The 16,481-nt window shown below is 70.3% G+C and carries 16 protein-coding genes; 10 read left to right on the top strand and 6 right to left on the bottom strand.

All coding sequences use genetic code 11. The features are described from left to right. Positions 1 to 21 precede the first annotated feature (21 nt). Together EAT51_RS09500 and EAT51_RS09505 are read right to left on the bottom strand one after the other, a co-directional pair. On the bottom strand, positions 22 to 699 hold the full coding sequence (locus EAT51_RS09500) for a cysteine hydrolase family protein (RefSeq protein ID WP_205953516.1): 678 nt from the start codon (positions 697 to 699) through the stop codon (positions 22 to 24). Then, positions 696 to 1,823, bottom strand: a complete 1,128-nt coding sequence (locus tag EAT51_RS09505) for an LLM class flavin-dependent oxidoreductase (protein ID WP_130517300.1) — start codon at positions 1,821 to 1,823, stop codon at positions 696 to 698. The genes EAT51_RS09500 and EAT51_RS09505 overlap by 4 nt, the downstream gene beginning before the upstream one ends. 247 nt (positions 1,824 to 2,070) lie before the next feature. Between EAT51_RS09505 and EAT51_RS09510 the strand changes: the two genes are divergently transcribed. Together EAT51_RS09510 and EAT51_RS09515 are read left to right on the top strand one after the other, a co-directional pair. Further along, a complete protein-coding gene (locus EAT51_RS09510; RefSeq protein WP_205953517.1) occupies positions 2,071 to 3,138 on the top strand; it encodes an acetamidase/formamidase family protein in 1,068 nt (355 codons plus the stop codon). Positions 3,139 to 3,238: 100 nt separating this feature from the next. Continuing rightward, positions 3,239 to 3,838, top strand: coding sequence for a nitroreductase family protein (locus tag EAT51_RS09515; RefSeq protein ID WP_130517304.1), 600 nt, complete (start codon positions 3,239 to 3,241; stop codon positions 3,836 to 3,838). A gap of 16 nt (positions 3,839 to 3,854) precedes the next feature. Here the strand turns inward: EAT51_RS09515 and dusB are convergent, their stop codons facing one another. From dusB to EAT51_RS09535, 4 genes are all read right to left on the bottom strand, one after another. After that, a complete protein-coding gene (gene dusB / locus EAT51_RS09520; RefSeq protein ID WP_130517306.1) occupies positions 3,855 to 4,853 on the bottom strand; it encodes a tRNA dihydrouridine synthase DusB in 999 nt (332 codons plus the stop codon). An 83-nt stretch (positions 4,854 to 4,936) separates the two neighbouring features. Further along, positions 4,937 to 5,887 carry a ribokinase gene (locus tag EAT51_RS09525; protein ID WP_130517308.1) on the bottom strand — a complete coding sequence of 317 codons (951 nt, stop codon included), beginning with the start codon at positions 5,885 to 5,887 and terminating at the stop codon, positions 4,937 to 4,939. A 153-nt stretch (positions 5,888 to 6,040) separates the two neighbouring features. Continuing rightward, a complete protein-coding gene (locus tag EAT51_RS09530) occupies positions 6,041 to 7,339 on the bottom strand; it encodes a NupC/NupG family nucleoside CNT transporter (RefSeq protein ID WP_130517310.1) in 1,299 nt (432 codons plus the stop codon). A 156-nt stretch (positions 7,340 to 7,495) separates the two neighbouring features. Then, a complete protein-coding gene (locus EAT51_RS09535) occupies positions 7,496 to 8,368 on the bottom strand; it encodes an SEL1-like repeat protein (protein WP_130517312.1) in 873 nt (290 codons plus the stop codon). Between the two features lie 184 nt (positions 8,369 to 8,552). On the opposite strand from EAT51_RS09535, the gene hemP reads away from it, so the two are divergent. From hemP to EAT51_RS09575, 8 genes are all read left to right on the top strand, one after another. Then, positions 8,553 to 8,747: a hemin uptake protein HemP gene (gene hemP / locus EAT51_RS09540; RefSeq protein WP_165394674.1), complete on the top strand. Its 195-nt coding sequence runs from the start codon at positions 8,553 to 8,555 to the stop codon at positions 8,745 to 8,747. A 171-nt stretch (positions 8,748 to 8,918) separates the two neighbouring features. Further along, positions 8,919 to 9,551, top strand: a complete 633-nt coding sequence (locus EAT51_RS09545; protein ID WP_130517316.1) for a Hemin transport protein — start codon at positions 8,919 to 8,921, stop codon at positions 9,549 to 9,551. A gap of 307 nt (positions 9,552 to 9,858) precedes the next feature. Then, positions 9,859 to 12,117, top strand: a complete 2,259-nt coding sequence (locus EAT51_RS09550; RefSeq protein ID WP_130561553.1) for a TonB-dependent hemoglobin/transferrin/lactoferrin family receptor — start codon at positions 9,859 to 9,861, stop codon at positions 12,115 to 12,117. 86 nt (positions 12,118 to 12,203) lie between these two features. After that, on the top strand, positions 12,204 to 13,148 hold the full coding sequence (locus EAT51_RS09555; protein WP_130517320.1) for a DUF6607 family protein: 945 nt from the start codon (positions 12,204 to 12,206) through the stop codon (positions 13,146 to 13,148). Between the two features lie 98 nt (positions 13,149 to 13,246). Further along, positions 13,247 to 14,212 (top strand): SPFH domain-containing protein, encoded by a 966-nt coding sequence (locus EAT51_RS09560; RefSeq protein ID WP_130517323.1) that lies wholly within the window; start codon positions 13,247 to 13,249, stop codon positions 14,210 to 14,212. Next, on the top strand, positions 14,199 to 14,648 hold the full coding sequence (locus EAT51_RS09565; RefSeq protein ID WP_228257872.1) for an NfeD family protein: 450 nt from the start codon (positions 14,199 to 14,201) through the stop codon (positions 14,646 to 14,648). The genes EAT51_RS09560 and EAT51_RS09565 overlap by 14 nt, the downstream gene beginning before the upstream one ends. An 81-nt stretch (positions 14,649 to 14,729) precedes the next feature. After that, positions 14,730 to 15,836, top strand: a complete 1,107-nt coding sequence (gene gcvT / locus EAT51_RS09570; RefSeq protein ID WP_130517325.1) for a glycine cleavage system aminomethyltransferase GcvT — start codon at positions 14,730 to 14,732, stop codon at positions 15,834 to 15,836. A gap of 15 nt (positions 15,837 to 15,851) precedes the next feature. Beyond that, the gene (locus tag EAT51_RS09575; RefSeq protein WP_130517327.1) at positions 15,852 to 16,472 is read left to right on the top strand and encodes a 2-hydroxychromene-2-carboxylate isomerase; all 621 of its coding nucleotides are present in this window, start codon (positions 15,852 to 15,854) and stop codon (positions 16,470 to 16,472) included. Positions 16,473 to 16,481: the final 9 nt, after the last annotated feature.

Genomic DNA, 16,481 nt, shown 5'->3' on the forward strand with positions numbered 1-16,481 from the left:
TTCCTTGCCGAGCGCGCGCGGCTAGGATCCCGCCTGCCAGACTTGGAGCACCGCCGCGGTGTCCACCAGCAGCGCGCAGTTCCTGGCCAGGGCATCGAGCGTGGACAGGTGCAGCGCCGGCTCGTAGGCCGCGCTGGCATCGGCGACCACGAAGACGCTGAAGTCGCGGTGGAAGGCGTCGCGCACGGTGCAATCGACGCAGCACTCGGTGGAGAAGCCGCACACCACCAGCGTGTCGATGCCGCGTGCGCGTAGCTGCGTTTCGAAATCGGTCCCGTGGAAGCTGGAATACAGCGGCTTGCGTACCTCGATGTCGCCGGTCGCCGGGGCGATGCGGTAGTAGTCCACGCCCGGGGTGCCGGCCCGGCACAGCTCCAGCGCTTCGGGCGGCAGGCCCTGGCGCGCATAGAACAGGCGCAGTGCGCGGCTGTCGGTGGCCCGCTCGGTGACCACCCGGGCCAGGGCGACGGTGACAGCGGCCGCGCGCGCCGCCGCGATGAGCCGCTCGATCCGGGCCAGCGGCGCCTGCAGCGGCGCCATGTCCACACCGGCCTGGCCCAGCGCGCCATCGGCGGCGACGAAGTCGCGTTGCACATCGATCACCACCAGCGCGGTGCGCGTCGGCTCCAGCATCGATCCCAGGCGCGCCGCCTCGACCAGCGGCGCCGGCCAGGCCGGCGTGTCGGCCGGTGGGCTCACGGCGTGTGCCCGTGCGGGAAGCGCGCGCGGATGCGCGGCAGGATGCTGTGCGCGAACAGCGGGAGGCCGTGCAGATAGTCCGGGAAGATCAGCATCAGGCCATCCAGGTCGCAGTCGTCGAGAATCTTCATCAGATGGGTCCCGACCGTCTCGGCCGAGCCGGCCACGTGCTCGCTGATGAAGCCGCTGCGGGCCTTGCGGGTGAAGGCGTTCTCCTTGCCGACCTCGGCATCCAGGAAGCCGTAGGCGCGCAGCATGCCGTGGAAGGCGCCTTCGTCGAAGCCCTCGCGATAGTGTTCGGCCTGCGCGGCGGCCTGCTCGTCGGTGTCGCCGATGACCAGGTTGATCATCGTATAGGTCTTGATCTTGCGGCCCGAGGCGGTCGCCATCTCCTTGGCCATGCGGCTCTTCCTGGCCAGATCGTCCAGATCGCTGCCGCCCAGGAAGATCGCATCCATGTGATCGATGGTGAACTGCATGCCCTTCGGCGAGGTCCCGGCGCAGACCAGGAAGGGCCGCGGCCGCGAGATCGGCTTGGGGTCGGACTGGCAGTCGTCCATGTGGAAATACTGGCCGTCGAAGTGCACCGCCGGCTCGCTCCACAGGCGCTTGATCACCTCGATCCACTCGGCGCCCAGGTCGTAGCGGGCGTCGTGGCCGACCTCGTCGCGCCAGGCGCCCATCTGCGCGAACTCGTCCTTGTACGAGCCGGTCACCACATTGAGGCCGGCGCGGCCCTGGCTGATGTGGTCCAGGGTGGCGATCATCTTGGCGGTCACCGCCGGGTTCTGCAGCAGCGTGTGCACGGTGGCCCACACCTTGACCCGGCTGGTGACGGTGGCCAGCGAGGCCATGAGCATCTGCGACTCCAGCGAATAGCGCCAGTGTTCGGTCACCCCGCCGTAGCCGCGCCACTTGGCCATGGCCATGATGAAGTCCAGCCCGTGCTGCTCGGTGAGCTCGGCGACCTGGCGGTTGTAGGCGTAGGAGCCGTCCAGGGTCGGGGTGTTGGTGGAGAGGATCCAGCCGCCGTTGGCCATCGGCAGGAACACGCCCAGGTCCTTGCCGCCGCGGTCCGAAGGTAGGCCGAAGTCGATCGCCGGGGAGAGTGTGGTTTCGATCATGCTGGCCGCGTCCGGAAGGAAGTGCCCGTCAGCGTGCGCGCCGGCGCCCCGCGCCGGCTTGAGCGGCGGCGTCAAATCTCTTGATCGGTCACGACGCGCCCGGGCCGTGCCGACCGTGGCCGTCCAACTATTGATGCGTGGCTGGGCAAGATCGCCGCGATGCCCGCTCGGCAGACTCATCGGCAATGCAGAGGCGCCGGACCTCCCCGTCGTCCTCCGCAGCGAACCCGAACCCAAGGAGCCCACGTTGAGCAGCACACTGGCCAGTCCCGAGGACACCACGCTCCCCGGCGCCCTGCACAAGCTGGAAGCCACGCCGGAGACCGTGCACTGGGGATACTTCGATCCCGGGATCGCGCCGGTGCTGCGCGTCAAGAGCGGCGACCTGATCCAGGCCGAGGCCATCACCCATCACGCCGGCGACGCGCCGGAGCTGATGATGGACGAGAAGATCACCCGGATCTTCCGCGAGATCGACCCCAGCGACCGCAACCCGGGCGTGCACATCATGACCGGCCCGATCCACGTCGAGGGCGCCAAGCCCGGCGACATGCTCGAGGTGCGCTACCTGCACATGCAGCCGCGGGTGCGCTACGGCTCCAACCTGGCAGCCAACTGGGGCTATCTGTACAAGGAGTTCGGCGAGCGCGAACGGGTCACCATCTACCAGCTCGACGCCAACTCGCAGACCGCCTTCGCCCTGTACGCCTACGACTTCGAAGGCAAGTACGAAGTGCCCGGCACCATCACCGAATGCCCCGAGTGCAAGCGCCGGAAGGCGCTGGACGGGGTGCGCATCCCGGTGCGTCCGCACCTGGGCACCGCCGGGGTGGCGCCTGACACCCGCGGCCGGGTCAGCACCATTCCGCCCGGCGCGCACGGTGGCAACATCGACAACTGGCGCATCGGCGCCGGCAGCACCATGTTCTATCCGGTGCAGGTGGACGGCGCCCTGTTCTCCATCGGCGATCCGCACATCTCCCAGGGCGACGGCGAACTGAGCGGCACGGCCATCGAGTCCTCGCTCAACGTGCTGTTCCAGGTGATCGTGCGCAAGGACTTCCAGTTTCCCTCGCCGCTGCTGGAGGCGCCGGACTGCTGGATCGTGCACGGCTTCGACGAAGACCTGAACGTGGCCATGCGCAATGCCTCGCTGGACATGCTGCATCTGTTGACCGAGGAGCAGAGGCTCTCGCGCAACGACGCCTATTCGCTGATGAGCGTGGCCGCCGATTTCGGCGTGACCCAGGTGGTCGACGGTCGCCAGGGCATCCATGTGCGCATCCCGCGCGGGGTCTTCCCGCCCAAGAAGTAGGCCGCACGCGCGGCGAGCGCATGCAGGCGCCCGGGCAGGCGCCGCGCCCGGCGCGGCGCTCCGGCCTGTCCCCCCTCCACCCACCACACGGAACACCCCCATGAGCAACCAAGCCCTCCAGGTCCTGAGCAAGCGTCGTACCCAGTACGCCTTGGGGCGCAACGTCCAGGCCAGCAAGGAGGAGATCACCTGGCTGATCCAGGAGGCCATCCGCCAGGCGCCGTCCTCGTTCAACTCGCAGAGCTCGCGCGCGGTGCTGCTGTTCGGCGAGCAGAGCGAGCAGTTCTGGTCGCTGACCAAACAGGCGCTGCGTGCGATGGTGCCGGCCGATCAGTTCGCCAGCACCGAGGCCAAGATGGACAGTTTCGCCGCCGGAATCGGCACGGTGCTGTTCTACGAGGACCAGGACGTGATCAAGGGCCTGCAGCAGGGCTTTCCGCTGTACGCCGATGCCTTCCCCATGTTCTCGGCGCACTCGGCCGGCATGGCGCAGTACGCGGTCTGGACCGCCCTGGCCGACATCGGCATCGGGGCCAGCCTGCAGCACTACAACCAGGTGATCGAAGCGCAGGCGGCCAAGGCGTGGAATGTGCCGGCGTCCTGGGCCATCACCGCGCAGATGCCGTTCGGCTCCAACGAAGCGCCGATCGGCGAGAAGAGCTTCATCGACGACGCCACCCGGTTCATCGTCGCCGGCTGATCCCTGGCACTGCGTCCTAGGCGGCGTCGGCGAACGAGGCCGCCACGCCGGCCTCCAGCGCGTCGAAGTAGTCGCGCGTCAGGCGCAGCTGTTCCTCGGCGCTCTCGGCGCGGTTGACCACTGCGCGGAAGGCGGCGTTCTCCGGGCGGTCCTTCGCGTACCAGCCCAGGTGCTTGCGCGCGATGCGCACGCCCTGCGGCTCGCCGTAGAAGTCGTGCAGGGCCTGCAGATGGCCGAGCAGGAGGTCGCGCACTTCGCCAATCGTGGGCGGAGGCAGTTCCTCGCCGGTGGCCAGGTAGTGGGCGATCTCGCGGAAGATCCACGGCCGTCCCTGCGCGGCGCGGCCGACCAGGACCGCGTCGGCCCCAGTATCGCGCAGGACCTGCGCGGCCTTGCGCGGGGAGTCGATGTCGCCATTGGCGAACACGGGGATGTCCAGCGCGGCCTTGATCGCGGCGATGGTGTCGTACTCGGCCACGCCGGTGTACTGCTGATCGCGCGTGCGCCCGTGCACGGCCAGGGCGGCGATGCCGGCGTCCTGGGCGATGCGGGCGATGGTCGGTGCGTTGCGGTGCTCGGCGTCCCAGCCGGTGCGGATCTTCAGCGTCACCGGCACGTCCACGGCCTGGACCACCGCCGCGACGATGCGCGCGACCAGCGCTTCGTCGCGCATCAGCGCCGAACCGGCCCAGGCGTTGCACACCTTCTTGGCCGGGCAGCCCATGTTGATGTCGATGATCTGCGCGCCGTGGTCGACGTTGTAGCGCGCCGCCTCGGCCAGCTGCGCGGGCTCGGTGCCGGCGATCTGCACGCTGACCGGCGCCGGCTCGCCCTCGTGGTCCATGCGCCGCAGCGACTTGCCGGTGCTCCAGAAGCGCGGATCGGAGATGGTCATCTCCGACACGGCCAGGCCCGCGCCCAGCCGCTTGCACAGCTGCCGGAACGGCTTGTCGGTGACCCCGGCCATCGGCGCCAGGATCAGCGGCGGTTCGATCTTGTAGGGGCCGATGTGCATGGGCGAGGGGTGAGCGAAGAGGAGTGGGGAGTGAGCGGAGCAAGACGTAAGCAGGTGCTTCTACTCATTCCTCCACGCGCTTCTCAGCTTTCCGGCGTGAGCCGCGGCATCGACACCGCCGCGCCTTCGCTCTCGGTCGAGCGGGCGGCGAAACGGTTGGCGAAGCGCACGTGCAGGTTGAACGCGGCCTGCGGCGCATGCGCCAGCGAGGCGGCCAGCGCGCCGTTGAAGGCATCGCCCGCGCCGGTGGTGTCCACCGTCTGCGCGGTGTCGGCCGCCACGCGGTAATAGGCCTGCGCGTCGCCGCGCAGATGCTCGTCCTCGTGCGAGACGAAGGCGCCGACCGCGCCCAGGGTGATGACCACCGTGCCGCCGGGCAGCAGCTGGCGGCACAGGCCGTGCAGCGTGTTGCCGTCCAGCGCGGCCACATCGTCGCCTTCCATGCGCTGGCCGACATGGCGGCCCAGCAGGGCGGCGAACTCGGTCTCGTTGGGCGTCAGGATGTCGCTCTGGCGCAGCAGCGCGATGCTGGCCACCGCGTTGGCCGGGGCAGGGTTGAGGATGGTGGTCACGCCCGCGGCGCGCGCGCTGGTCAGCGCCGCCTCGATGCTCTCCAGCGGCGACTCCAGCTGCGCCAGCACCACCTGCGCGCCGGCCAGCAGCGGCTGCTGCTGGGCGATGAAGCCGGGGCTCAGGGTGAAGTTGGCGCCGGGGCCGATCACGATGGTGTTGCGGCCGTGGTTGTCCACATAGATGCCGCCGGTGCCGGTGGGTTCGTCGCTGGCTTCGGCGACGACCTGCACGCCATCCTGCTCGGCCAGGGCGCGTGCCATCGCACCGCCGACATCGCCGCCCAGCGCGCATACGAACGTGGCCGCCGCGCCCGCGCGCGCGGCCGCGATGGCCTGGTTGAAGCCCTTGCCGCCGGGGCCGGAGCTGTAGCGCCCGGCGATGGTGGCGCCGGCGGTGGGCAGCGCATCGCAGCGCCAGACGTGGTCGACATTGAACGAGCCGACGACAACGACAGAACTCATAGACATCTCTTCTTCGAATCCAACATAAAAACGGCGGCCGCAAAGCCGCCGTCGGGGGCGTCAGTATGCCGCAGCGCGGCACAGGCCTAGCGGCGAACGGCGTCGGCAATGCTGAACGAGGCGCGCGCGGTCAGCGCGCGCGGGCGACGTGGTTCAGCTGAAGTGGCTCAGCACGCCGGCGATGGTGGCGGTCATGAACGTGGCGATCGAGCCGCCCAGCACCGCGCGCAGGCCGAAGCGCGCCAGGTCCGCGCGGCGCTCCGGGGCCAGGCCGCCGATGCCGCCGATCTGGATCGCGATCGAGCTGAAGTTGGCGAAGCCGCACAGCGCGTAGGTGGCGATCAGGCTGCCGTCGGCGCTGAGCGACACGCCGGGCACCTGGCCGTTCACGATGCGCGCCAGCTCGGTGTAGGCGACGAATTCGTTGATCACCACCTTCTGCCCGATCAGTGAGCCGACCGTGGTCGCGTCTACCCACGGTGTGCCGATCACCCAGGCCACCGGCGCCAGCACATAGCCCAGGATCGTGGCCAGGTTGGTCGGCCGGCCGATCGCGGCGGCCAGGCCGCTCCATTCGCCGAACCAGGTCAGCGGCGCGTTGAGCAGGGCGATCAGCGCGATGAAGGCCAGCAGCATCGCGCCGATGTTCAGCGCCAGGCGCAGGCCGTCGCCGGCGCCGGCCGCGGCCGCGTCGATGACGTTGCTGGTGGTCTTCTCCACTTCCATCTTGACCGTGCCGCGGGTCAGCGGCGTGCCGGTTTCGGGGATCAGGATCTTGGACACCACCAGGGTGGCGGGCGCGGCCATGATCGAGGCCGCCAGCAGGTGCTTGGCATAGAAGGCCTGCTGCACCGGATCGCCATTGCCCAGCATGCCCACGTAGGCCGCCAGCACGCCGCCGGCGATGTGGGCCATGCCACCGATCATCATCGTGATCAGCTCCGACTCGGTCATCCGCGGGATGTACGGGCGCACGGTCAGCGGCGCCTCGGTCTGGCCGATGAACACACTGGCGCAGACGCTGGTGGTTTCCGCGCCGGACACGCGCATCACCTTGGTGATGGCCCAGGCCATCGCCCGCACCACCGCCTGCATCACGCCCAGGTGGTAGAGCACGCCCATCAGCGCGGAGAAGAAGATGATGGTGGGCAGCACCTGGAAGGCGAAGATGAAGCCCGCCTTGGGCACGTCCATCAGGCTGCCGAAGATGAAGTTGGAGCCTTCGCCGACGAAGCTCAGCACCTTCACGAACACCTTGCCCAGCCAGTCGAAGACATCGCGCCCGCCGGGCACCAGCAGCACCAGCGCGGCGAAGCCGATCTGCAGCGCCACGCCGGTCACCACCAGGCGCCAGTCCACCGCGCGCTTGTTGTTGGAGAACAGCCAGGTGATGCCCAGCAGCACGACCAGCCCGAACAGGCCGAACGCGGCCCGCGATACACCTTCCAGCATTGCGATCCCCAAGACCACGCGACGTCGAAGCGATGCAGCCTAAGTGAGGGGGACGGGCGCGGCAAGGCGAGGCGGCGCGAAAGACCGCGCCACGGGCGCCGGACGGCAGGGGCCGGGACCTGGCGGGCGCGGTCCGTGCGGGCGCCGCGCCCGGTGCTACTGGCAGGGCGCGGCGGCCGGATCGTCGGGCCGCAGCTCCAGGTCGGCGGACACCGGCGCGGCCAGCGCCCGGCTGCCGAAGGCCTCGCGGAACAGCCGCTGCGCCTGGCGTTCGGCGTCCACGCGCTGGCGCAGCGCCAGGGTCGAGACGTCCGGCGCCGGGCCGGCCTTCAGGTAGGACAGCAGCAGCCGGTAGCGATAGGCCAGCGCCGGGTCGTCCGGCACGCGCGCGTCGAGCAGGCCCTGATCGTCGCTGTAGGCGTTGGCCAGCAGCAGCGCCGCGCGCGGATCGCCGGCCTGCAGCGCACGCTGCAGCATCGGCACGGCCTCGCCATACCAGTCGGCGAAGCCCGGGTCCTGCAGATAGCGCTCGTGGTCCTGGGCCTGGGCCGCCTGCGGGAAGGGGCCGGCGGCGTAGCGCAGCAGGGCGTCGCGGTTGCCGGCCAGCGCCGCCTTGCGCAGATAGAACGCGGCCTTGCCGCGCAGCCCGGCGTCTACGCCCTGGCAGCGGTCGCGGCCGGCGTCGGCGGGCGAGGGCGCGGCGCACAGCATCAGTTCCACCGCGATCCGGCAGGCGGCCGCCGCCTCGCCGGCATCGGCCCGGCGCAGGACGGCCTGAAGATTGGCGCCGAGCGGTTCGCTCCAGGGGGGCAGGGCGGAGGCGGCGAGCGCGTCGGTGCGCGGGGGCGCCGCGCCGGCCGGATCGTTGCGCGCGGCGAAGGCGCGCTGCGCCTGCGCGGTCTGCGCGGCGATCCGCGCCGACAGTGCGGCCGCCTCGTCGGCCTGCCGCCGCCAGCGCCAGACACCGAATCCCACGGCCGCCAGGACCAGCACGCCCATCACCAGGTTGAAGCGACCACGCGGGCTCACGCCGTGTCCTTGCTCGATCCGACAGCGACGAGTCTGCCATGGGCCCCGTGCATCCCACGCCGCCGTGGTGCGTGTGCGGATAAAGAATCGGAAGCGCGATGACCATCGAAAAATTCAATCAGGACCATTTGACTCTTCAATGAGAATGATTATCATCCACAGCGAACCACACAGGAGCTGCCCCATGTCCGCCAACACCATCGCCTTCCCCCACGCCGACACGCGCGCCGCCGAGCGCAGCCCGCGCGTGGTGCCCCCGGCCGAGACCCTCAACAGCGAAGCCCTGCTCAAGGGCCGCCGCGAGATCCTGATCCAGCACGGCGACCGCGTGTATCGCCTGCGCCATACCAGCAACGACAAGCTGATCCTGACCAAGTAAGTCTTGGTTTGGCGGGCGATGGAGCGCCCGCTGCCGTGTTCGCGCCCGCACCGGGCGGCAGCGGCCAGTTCGCGCGCGGCGATGGCGCTCCCTCTCTCACCATCGCCGCGCGCGGGCCGCTGTCGCCGCCGGTGCACCTGCCTGACGCCATCCGCCCCCCAGGAGCCGGTCATGACCCTCGATACGATTGCGCCGCCCGCGCGCGCCGATGCGACCCGCCCGCTGCCGCTGCCGCAGCAGCTGGCCGCGCTGGGCACCGTGCTGTGCCTGTATCGCGCCCAGCAGGGCAGCGAGCTGGCCGGCTGGAACCAGGCGGTGCGCGCGGCGATCCAGTCCGGCGTGGAAAGCGACGGGCTGCGCGAGAGCCTGCTGTTCTTCGACCGCGACGGCGCCTGCTGCTGGCGGCTGTGCCTGCTGCCGGACAGCGACTTCCTGGCCTGGGACCAGCTCAGTGCGCGCCTGCCGGCGCAAGCGGCCGGCAACCCGCATGGGCGCGGGGTGAGCGAGCGGCTGTGGCAGCGCCTGGCCCGGCGCCTGACCGGCGAACAGTGGCGTGCGTGTCCGGTGCGCCTGCATGCCCTGGCAGCCGCCGGCGCGCAGGCGGTGCTGGCCGCCAGCCTGACGCCGGTCTCCGCGCTGGGCGCGGCCGCTACGCGCGAGATCGTGCACGCCGAGGGCGCCGAACTGGCGGCGTGGGACGACTGCTGCTGCGCACAGGCCGCGCTGCAGTCGGTGGGCGTCGGTGCGGCGCATGGCGACCTGGCCGACTATGTGTTCAGGCCCGACCTGAAAGCCAGTCGATGACTTCGCGCGCATCCCCCTTATGTATGCCACTGGCTCGCCTCGTCCGATGGCGTGCGCCGCCTGCCTGGGACGGGCGCGACCGCGCCGGGCCGCGCTTGCCTGAGGCGCGCGCGGCCGACTGAAGCCCGGGCGCCTGCGCCTGGCCGGGACGACATCGCCAAGTCGGGATCGCCGCGACCGGCGCTTCCCTGTTGAACCTCACCTTGCGGTGGCCCTGCGTCACCGCGTGTTCCTCATCCTCCTGGGCGCCAGCCTCGACCGTGCACGGTCGCGCCAGCCTGCCGGATCACCTTGCAAAGGGCCTGTCATGCCGACGTTGCGTGTTTCCCTGCTTGCCTGTGCGCTCGTCTGCGCGCTGGCGTCCCCGGCGCGCGCCGCCGATTCCTCCGTCACTCCGCCGGGCGCGGCCGGCGATGCGTTGCCCACGCACGACTTCGATCCGCTGCAGGTCACCGCCACCCGCAGCCAGCGCGCGGTGTCCGACGTGCCCAACACCGTGGATGTGATCGAGCGCCAGCGTCTGGACCAGACCCTGGTCTTCGACATCAAGGATCTGGTGCGCTACGAGCCCGGCGTGTCGGTGACATCCAGCTTCGGGCGCTTCGGCCTGGGCGGTTTCCGCATCCGCGGGCTGGAAGCCAACCGCGTGCAGATCCTCACCGACGGCATCCGCGTGCCCGACGCGTTCGCCATCGGCAGCTATTCCAATGCCAACCGCAACTTCGTCGACCTGGACACGGTCAAGCGCGTGGAGATCCTGCGCGGGCCGGCCAGCGCGCTGTATGGATCCGACGCGCTGGGCGGCGTGGTCGCCTTCGTCACCAAGGACCCTTCGGATTATCTGAAGGCGGGCAAGGACGCCTACTTCGGCCTCAAGTTCGGCTATGCGGGCGACTGGAACGGCCTGTTCGCCGGCGCCACGGCCGCCTTCGGCGGAGAGCGCTGGAGCGGACTGGCCGCGGTCAGCCATCGCCAGGGCCAGGCGCAGGAGAACATGGGACACGATCGCAGCCTGGCGCTGGTCGGCACCGCCGCCAATACCCGCACCGCGCCCAATCCGCAGGATCGCAACGGCACCAGCGTGCTGACCAAACTGGTCTACGCACCGTCGCAGACCAACCGCCTGCGCCTGACGGTGGAGGGCAACCGCGACGACACCGGCACCAACGTGCTCACCTCGCGCGGCTACACCGCCTCGACCCGCGCCACCACCCTGGACCTGCGCGGCGACGACCACCCGTCGCGCGAACGCGTGGCCCTGGCCCAGGAACTGGACGCGCTGGACTGGGCGCTGGCCGACAGCCTGGACTGGCAGGTCTACTGGCAGGACAGCCAGACCACGCAGGACACCCACGAGCTGCGCACTACCGCCAGCCTGGGCCAGCATCGCCGCGACCGGCGCTTCGACTTCGACCAGCGCGAGATCGGCGTGCAGGTCAACCTGCTCAAGACCATCGACGCCGGCAGCGTGGTCCACACCCTGCGCTACGGCCTGGACCTGCAGCGCACGCGCACCGAACAGGAACGCGATGGCCGGGTGACCTACGCCAACGGCACCAGCACCAATGTAATGTCGCCGGACGTCTTCCCGGTGCGCGACTTCCCGATCACTGATACCACCACCTCGGCCCTGTACGTCCAGGACGAGATGGCCTTCGGCCAGCGCTTCAGCCTGGTGCCGGCGGTGCGCGTGGACCATTACGACCTGGACCCGAAGCCCGACGCCATCTTCGTCGAGGACAACCCGGGTGTGGCCGTGACCGGCCTGAGCAAGACCAGCGTCTCGCCCAAGCTGGGCGCGGTGTGGAAGTTCGCCGGCGACTGGTCGCTGTACGGCGGCTACGCGCGCGGCTTCCGCGCGCCGCCCTACAACGACGCCAACCTGGGCTTCACCAATCTGCAGTTCGGCTACACCGCCATCCCCAACCCGGACCTCAAGCCGGAGACCAGCAACGGCTTCGAGCTGGGCCTGCGCTACACCGGCCCGGCGGTGTACGCCGCGCTGACCGGCTACCGCAACGACTACCACGACTTCATCGAGTCGCAGGATTTCGTGGGCTACAACGCGCAGGGCCTGATGGTGTTCCAGTCGCGCAACGTGTCCCGGGCGCGCATCTATGGCGGCGAGTTCAAGGGCGGCATCGACCTGGGCGCGCTGGCCGGCTGGAGCGGCTGGTCGCTGCGCGCGGCCGCGGCCTGGTCGCACGGGCAGGACCTGACCGCCGATGTGCCGCTGGACACGATCGATCCGCTGACCGGCACGCTCGGCCTGATCTACGACGCGCCGACCTGGGGCGTGGAGTTGGCCGGTTCGTTCGCCCGGCGCAAGGACCGGGTGTCCGACGCGACCTACTTCCGCGCGCCCGGTTATGGCGTGGCCGATCTGCTGGCGCACTGGAACTTCGCGCCCGGCGCGCGGGTGAACCTGGGCGTGTTCAACCTGGGCGACCGCAAGTACTTCAGCCCGGGCGACGTGCCGGTGGGCACGTTGGCCAGCAGCGCGACGCTGGATCGCTACACCAGTCCGGGCCGCACCGTCTCGGCCAGCCTGACGGTGGAATGGTGAGCCTGCGCATGCGCCTCGCACACCGCCGCACGACACCCGCGCCTGGCGGGTTCCAGCCTCTGTCCCAAGTCAAAGGAACGCCTTCCATGTCCTGTCGCCTGTCCATCGCCGCGCTCGCGGCCCTCGCCGTGCTCGCACCGGCGCATGCGAAATCCGCCGATCCGGCGCGCGACCATGCGGCCATCCTGAAGATCGCCGGCGAGTTCGCGGTGGACTTCGCCTTCGACGAGACCGTGCTGCTGCAACCCGGCTACGAGCGGGCCGCGGCCATGCGCAGCAGTGCCGACGAGGCGGTGGTCGTGGTCGAGGACACGCCCACGCGCGTGGTGCTGCAGCACCTGCTGGTCGACGGCAAGAGCGGCCACGTCACCAAGCACTGGCGCGAGGATTGGGTCTACCAGGCGCCGCGGCGGTTCGAGTTCAGTGCCGACCAGACCTGGACCGTGCGCGCGCTGTCGCCGCAGGAGACCGCCGGCGCCTGGACCCAGTGCGTGTACGAGGTCAGCGACGCGCCGCGCTACTGCGGCACCGGTCGCTGGACCTACAGCGGCGAGGTGGCGACCTGGACCAGCGACGAGAGCTGGCGCCCGCTGCCGCGCCGCGAGTACACCCGCCGCAGCGACTACAACGCCTTGCGCGTGGTCAACCGCCACACCGTCACGCCCAACGGCTGGAGCCACGAGCAGTTCAACACCAAGGTGCTGCGCAGGCCCGACGGCCGCCAGGTGGAGATCGCGCGTGAGTTCGGCTTCGACGACTATCGCCGCGACAGCCAGGTCGACTTCGCGCCGGCCTACGCCTACTGGAAGGCGACCAGCGATTTCTGGGCCGGCGTGCGTGCGCGCTGGGCCGGATTCCTGAACGCGCCGCCGGGGCTGCACCTGAAGACCAAGCTCGATGGCATGGCGATGGTGATGCCGCTGTTCGAGCAGGCCGACACCCTGGTGCACGGCGGCAAGGTCAAGGCCGCCGACACCGATGCGGTGTTCGCCAGGTACGTAGAAGCCGCGCCGGCGCCCGCCGATCGATGAAGGCGCGGCGGCCGCCGGGCACGGCGGCGCATCCCCAGGCGCGCCCCTATAATCGTGCTCGGGAGCGCCCGCCTCGGGCGACAGGCAAGGGGAGTGCAATGGGAACGGGAATGATCCTGGCCGCGTTGATCGTGGTCTTCGTCGTGGTCACGCTGTTCAAGGGCGTGCGCGTGGTGCCGCAGGGCTTCGAGTACACGGTCGAGCAGTTCGGCAAGTACACCAACACGCTCAGCCCGGGCCTGCACATCCTGATTCCCTACATGCAGGGCGTCGGCCGCAAGGTCAACATGATGGAGCAGGTCTTCGACGTGCCCTCGCAGGAGGTCATCACCAAGGACAACGCGGTGGTGAAGGTGGACGGGGTGGTGTTCTTCCAGGTGCTGGACGCGGCCAAGGCGGCCTATGAGGTGTCCAACCTGGACCAGGCGATGATCGCGCTGGTGCAGACCAACATCCGCACCGTCATCGGCTCGATGGACCTGGACGAGTCGCTCAGCAACCGCGAGACCATCAACGCGCGCCTGCTGGGCGTGGTCGACCACGCCACCAGTCCGTGGGGCGTCAAGGTCAACCGCATCGAGATCAAGGACATCCAGCCGCCGCGCGACCTGGTCGACTCGATGGCCCGGCAGATGAAGGCCGAGCGCGACAAGCGCGCCTCGATCCTGGAAGCCGAGGGCGCGCGCCAGTCGGAGATCCTGCGCGCCGAGGGCGAGAAGCAGAGCGCCATCCTCGAGGCCGAGGGCAAGCGCGAGGCCGCCTACCGCGAGGCCGAGGCGCGCGAGCGCCTGGCCGAGGCGGAGGCCAAGGCCACCACCCTGGTGTCCCAGGCCATCGCCGACGGCGATGTGCAGGCGATCAACTACTTCGTGGCGCAGAAGTATGTCGAGGCGTTCAAGGAACTGGCCACCGCGCCCAACCAGAAGTTCGTGCTGATGCCGATGGAGGCCTCGGGCATGATCGGCTCGCTCGGCGGCATCGCGCAGCTGGCGCGCCAGGCGCTGGGCGAGGACGGCCCGCGGCCGCCGGCCATGCCGCCGAAGGTGCCGCGTGCCGGCGTTTGACGCGGCGACCCTGCGCCTGGCGTTCTGGGCCGGCCTGGCGCTGGTGCTGTTCGCCGCCGAGGCGCTGGTGCCCGGCGCCTCGCTGATGTGGCTGGGCTTCGCCGCCACGGCGATGGTGCTGGTGATGCTGGTCGCGCCCGGGCTGGAGGTGCTGCCGCAGGCGGCGCTGTTCGCGGTCTTCGCCATCGCCTCGGTGCTGGTGTACCGGCGCTGGTTCCGCGCCCGTGCGCAGATCAGCGACAAGCCCTTGCTCAACCGGCGCGCCGAACAGCTGGTCGGCCAGACCGCCGTGCTCGAGCAGCCCATCGTGCGCGGCCGTGGCCGCATCCAGCTCGCCGACACTTACTGGAGCGTGGCAGGCCCCGACCTGCCCGCCGGCGCGGCGGTGCGCGTGGTGTCCACCGACGGCATGACCCTGCAGGTGGAAGCGGCCTGACCGGCGCGGCCGTGGCCTGGGTCACGGCCGCTTGGCGGCGAGGTTCTGGGATAATGCCGGCCTCTTTGTAAGGACCAGCCCATGACCCAGAAGACGATCCTCAACGACAGCCACCGCGCGCTCGGCGCCAAGATGGTCGATTTCGGCGGCTGGGACATGCCGATCAGCTACGGCTCGCAGATCGAGGAACACCACGCCGTGCGCCGCGACGCCGGCATGTTCGACGTCAGCCACATGACCGTGGTCGACCTGCGCGGCCCGCGCGTGCGCGAGTTCCTGCGCTACCTGGTCGCCAACTCGGTGGACAAGCTCAAGAAGCCGGGCAAGGCGCTGTACACCGCGATGCTCGACGCCAACGGCGGGGTGATCGACGACCTGATCGTGTACTTCCTGGAGGACGCCTTCTTCCGCCTGGTGGTCAACGCCGCCACGCGCGAGAAGGACCTGGCCTGGATCAACAAGCAGGCCGCCGCCTATGGCGTGGAAGTGATCGAGCGCGCCGAGCTGGCGATGATCGCCGTGCAGGGCCCGAACGCGCGCGCCAAGGTCATCGGCCTGCTGCGCGAGGAGGATTGCGAGGCGGCCGACAAGCTGGCGCGCTTCGCCGCGCTGGACGCGGTCAGCAGCGCCGGGGTCGAACTGTTCCTCGCCCGCACCGGCTACACCGGTGAGGACGGCTTCGAGATCGTGCTGCCGGCCGAGCGCGCCGTGGCGTTCTGGGACGCGCTGCTGGAAGCCGGGGTCAAGCCGGCAGGCCTGGGCGCGCGCGACACGCTGCGCCTGGAGGCCGGCATGAATCTCTACGGCCAGGACATGGACGAGACCGTCTCGCCCTATGAGGCGGCGATGGGCTGGACCGTGGCGCTGGATGAGGGCCGTGAGTTCGTCGGCCGCGAGGTGCTCGAGGCCCAGCACCTGCAGGGCGCGCCGCGCCAGCTGATCGGCCTGGTGATGGACGAGAAGGGCGTGCTGCGCCACGGCCAGAAGGTGCTCACCGCGCAGGGCGAGGGCGAGATCCTGTCCGGCACCTTCTCGCCGACCCTGGGCAAGGCCATCGCCTTCGCCCGCGTCCCCAGCGGCGAGCCGGGTGAGGTGCGCGTGGACATCCGCGGCCGCGAGGTGCCGGTGCGGGTGGTCAAGTTCCCCTTCGTCCGCGACGGGCAGCCGCAGCCCGGCGTCCTCGTCTAAAGGCAGGTCGCGACCATGGCCGAGCAACTGGACTACTTCGTCACCCTGCTTTCGCCCTGGTCCTACCTCGGACACCGGGCGTTCCTGGACATGGCCGCGCGCCACGGCGCGGTCGTGCGCACGCGACCGGTGCGGATCTTCGATCTGTTCGGCGAGGTCGGCGCCCTGCCGCTGGCGCAGCGTCCGCCGGTGCGCCAGGCCTACCGGCTGATCGAACTGCAGCGCGTGCGCGAGCAGCGCGGCCTGCCGTTGAACCTGCGGCCGAAGTTCTACCCCTGCGATATCGCCCTGGCCGATCGCACGGTGATCGCGCTGATCGCGCAGGGCCACGATCCGCAGGCCTACATGGCCGACGCGTTCGCCGCGCTATGGGCCAACGAGCAGGACCTGGCCGATCGCGCGACGCTGGCGACGCTGCTGTCCGCGCACGGCTTCGATGCCGAGGCGGTGCTCGCGCTGGCCGACGCGCCCCAGACCCATGCGACCCACCAGGACAACACCCGCGCCGCGATCGACGCCGGCCTCCCTGGCCTGCCGGGTTACGTGCGCGACGGCGAGCCGTTCTGGGGCCAGGACCGGATCGATCTGCTCGACGCTGCCCTGCGCAGCGGCCGCGCGCCATACCGCGCCGGGTGACAAGTCGCG

The sequence above is a fragment of the Pseudoxanthomonas winnipegensis genome, from assembly GCF_004283755.1.
GTDB classification, from domain to species: Bacteria; Pseudomonadota; Gammaproteobacteria; order Xanthomonadales; family Xanthomonadaceae; genus Pseudoxanthomonas_A; species Pseudoxanthomonas_A winnipegensis.

Bases quoted from the DNA above. Each gene is read 5' to 3' on its own strand.
- EAT51_RS09505 (WP_130517300.1), bottom strand. From the start codon at position 1,823: ATGATCGAAACCACACTCTCCCCGGCGATCGACTTCGGCCTACCTTCG.
- EAT51_RS09515 (WP_130517304.1), top strand. From the start codon at position 3,239: ATGAGCAACCAAGCCCTCCAGGTCCTGAGCAAGCGTCGTACCCAGTAC.
- dusB (WP_130517306.1), bottom strand. From the start codon at position 4,853: ATGCACATCGGCCCCTACAAGATCGAACCGCCGCTGATCCTGGCGCCG.
- EAT51_RS09525 (WP_130517308.1), bottom strand. From the start codon at position 5,887: ATGAGTTCTGTCGTTGTCGTCGGCTCGTTCAATGTCGACCACGTCTGG.
- EAT51_RS09530 (WP_130517310.1), bottom strand. From the start codon at position 7,339: ATGCTGGAAGGTGTATCGCGGGCCGCGTTCGGCCTGTTCGGGCTGGTC.
- hemP (WP_165394674.1), top strand. From the start codon at position 8,553: ATGTCCGCCAACACCATCGCCTTCCCCCACGCCGACACGCGCGCCGCC.
- EAT51_RS09545 (WP_130517316.1), top strand. From the start codon at position 8,919: ATGACCCTCGATACGATTGCGCCGCCCGCGCGCGCCGATGCGACCCGC.
- EAT51_RS09550 (WP_130561553.1), top strand. From the start codon at position 9,859: ATGCCGACGTTGCGTGTTTCCCTGCTTGCCTGTGCGCTCGTCTGCGCG.
- EAT51_RS09555 (WP_130517320.1), top strand. From the start codon at position 12,204: ATGTCCTGTCGCCTGTCCATCGCCGCGCTCGCGGCCCTCGCCGTGCTC.
- EAT51_RS09560 (WP_130517323.1), top strand. From the start codon at position 13,247: ATGGGAACGGGAATGATCCTGGCCGCGTTGATCGTGGTCTTCGTCGTG.
- gcvT (WP_130517325.1), top strand. From the start codon at position 14,730: ATGACCCAGAAGACGATCCTCAACGACAGCCACCGCGCGCTCGGCGCC.
- EAT51_RS09575 (WP_130517327.1), top strand. From the start codon at position 15,852: ATGGCCGAGCAACTGGACTACTTCGTCACCCTGCTTTCGCCCTGGTCC.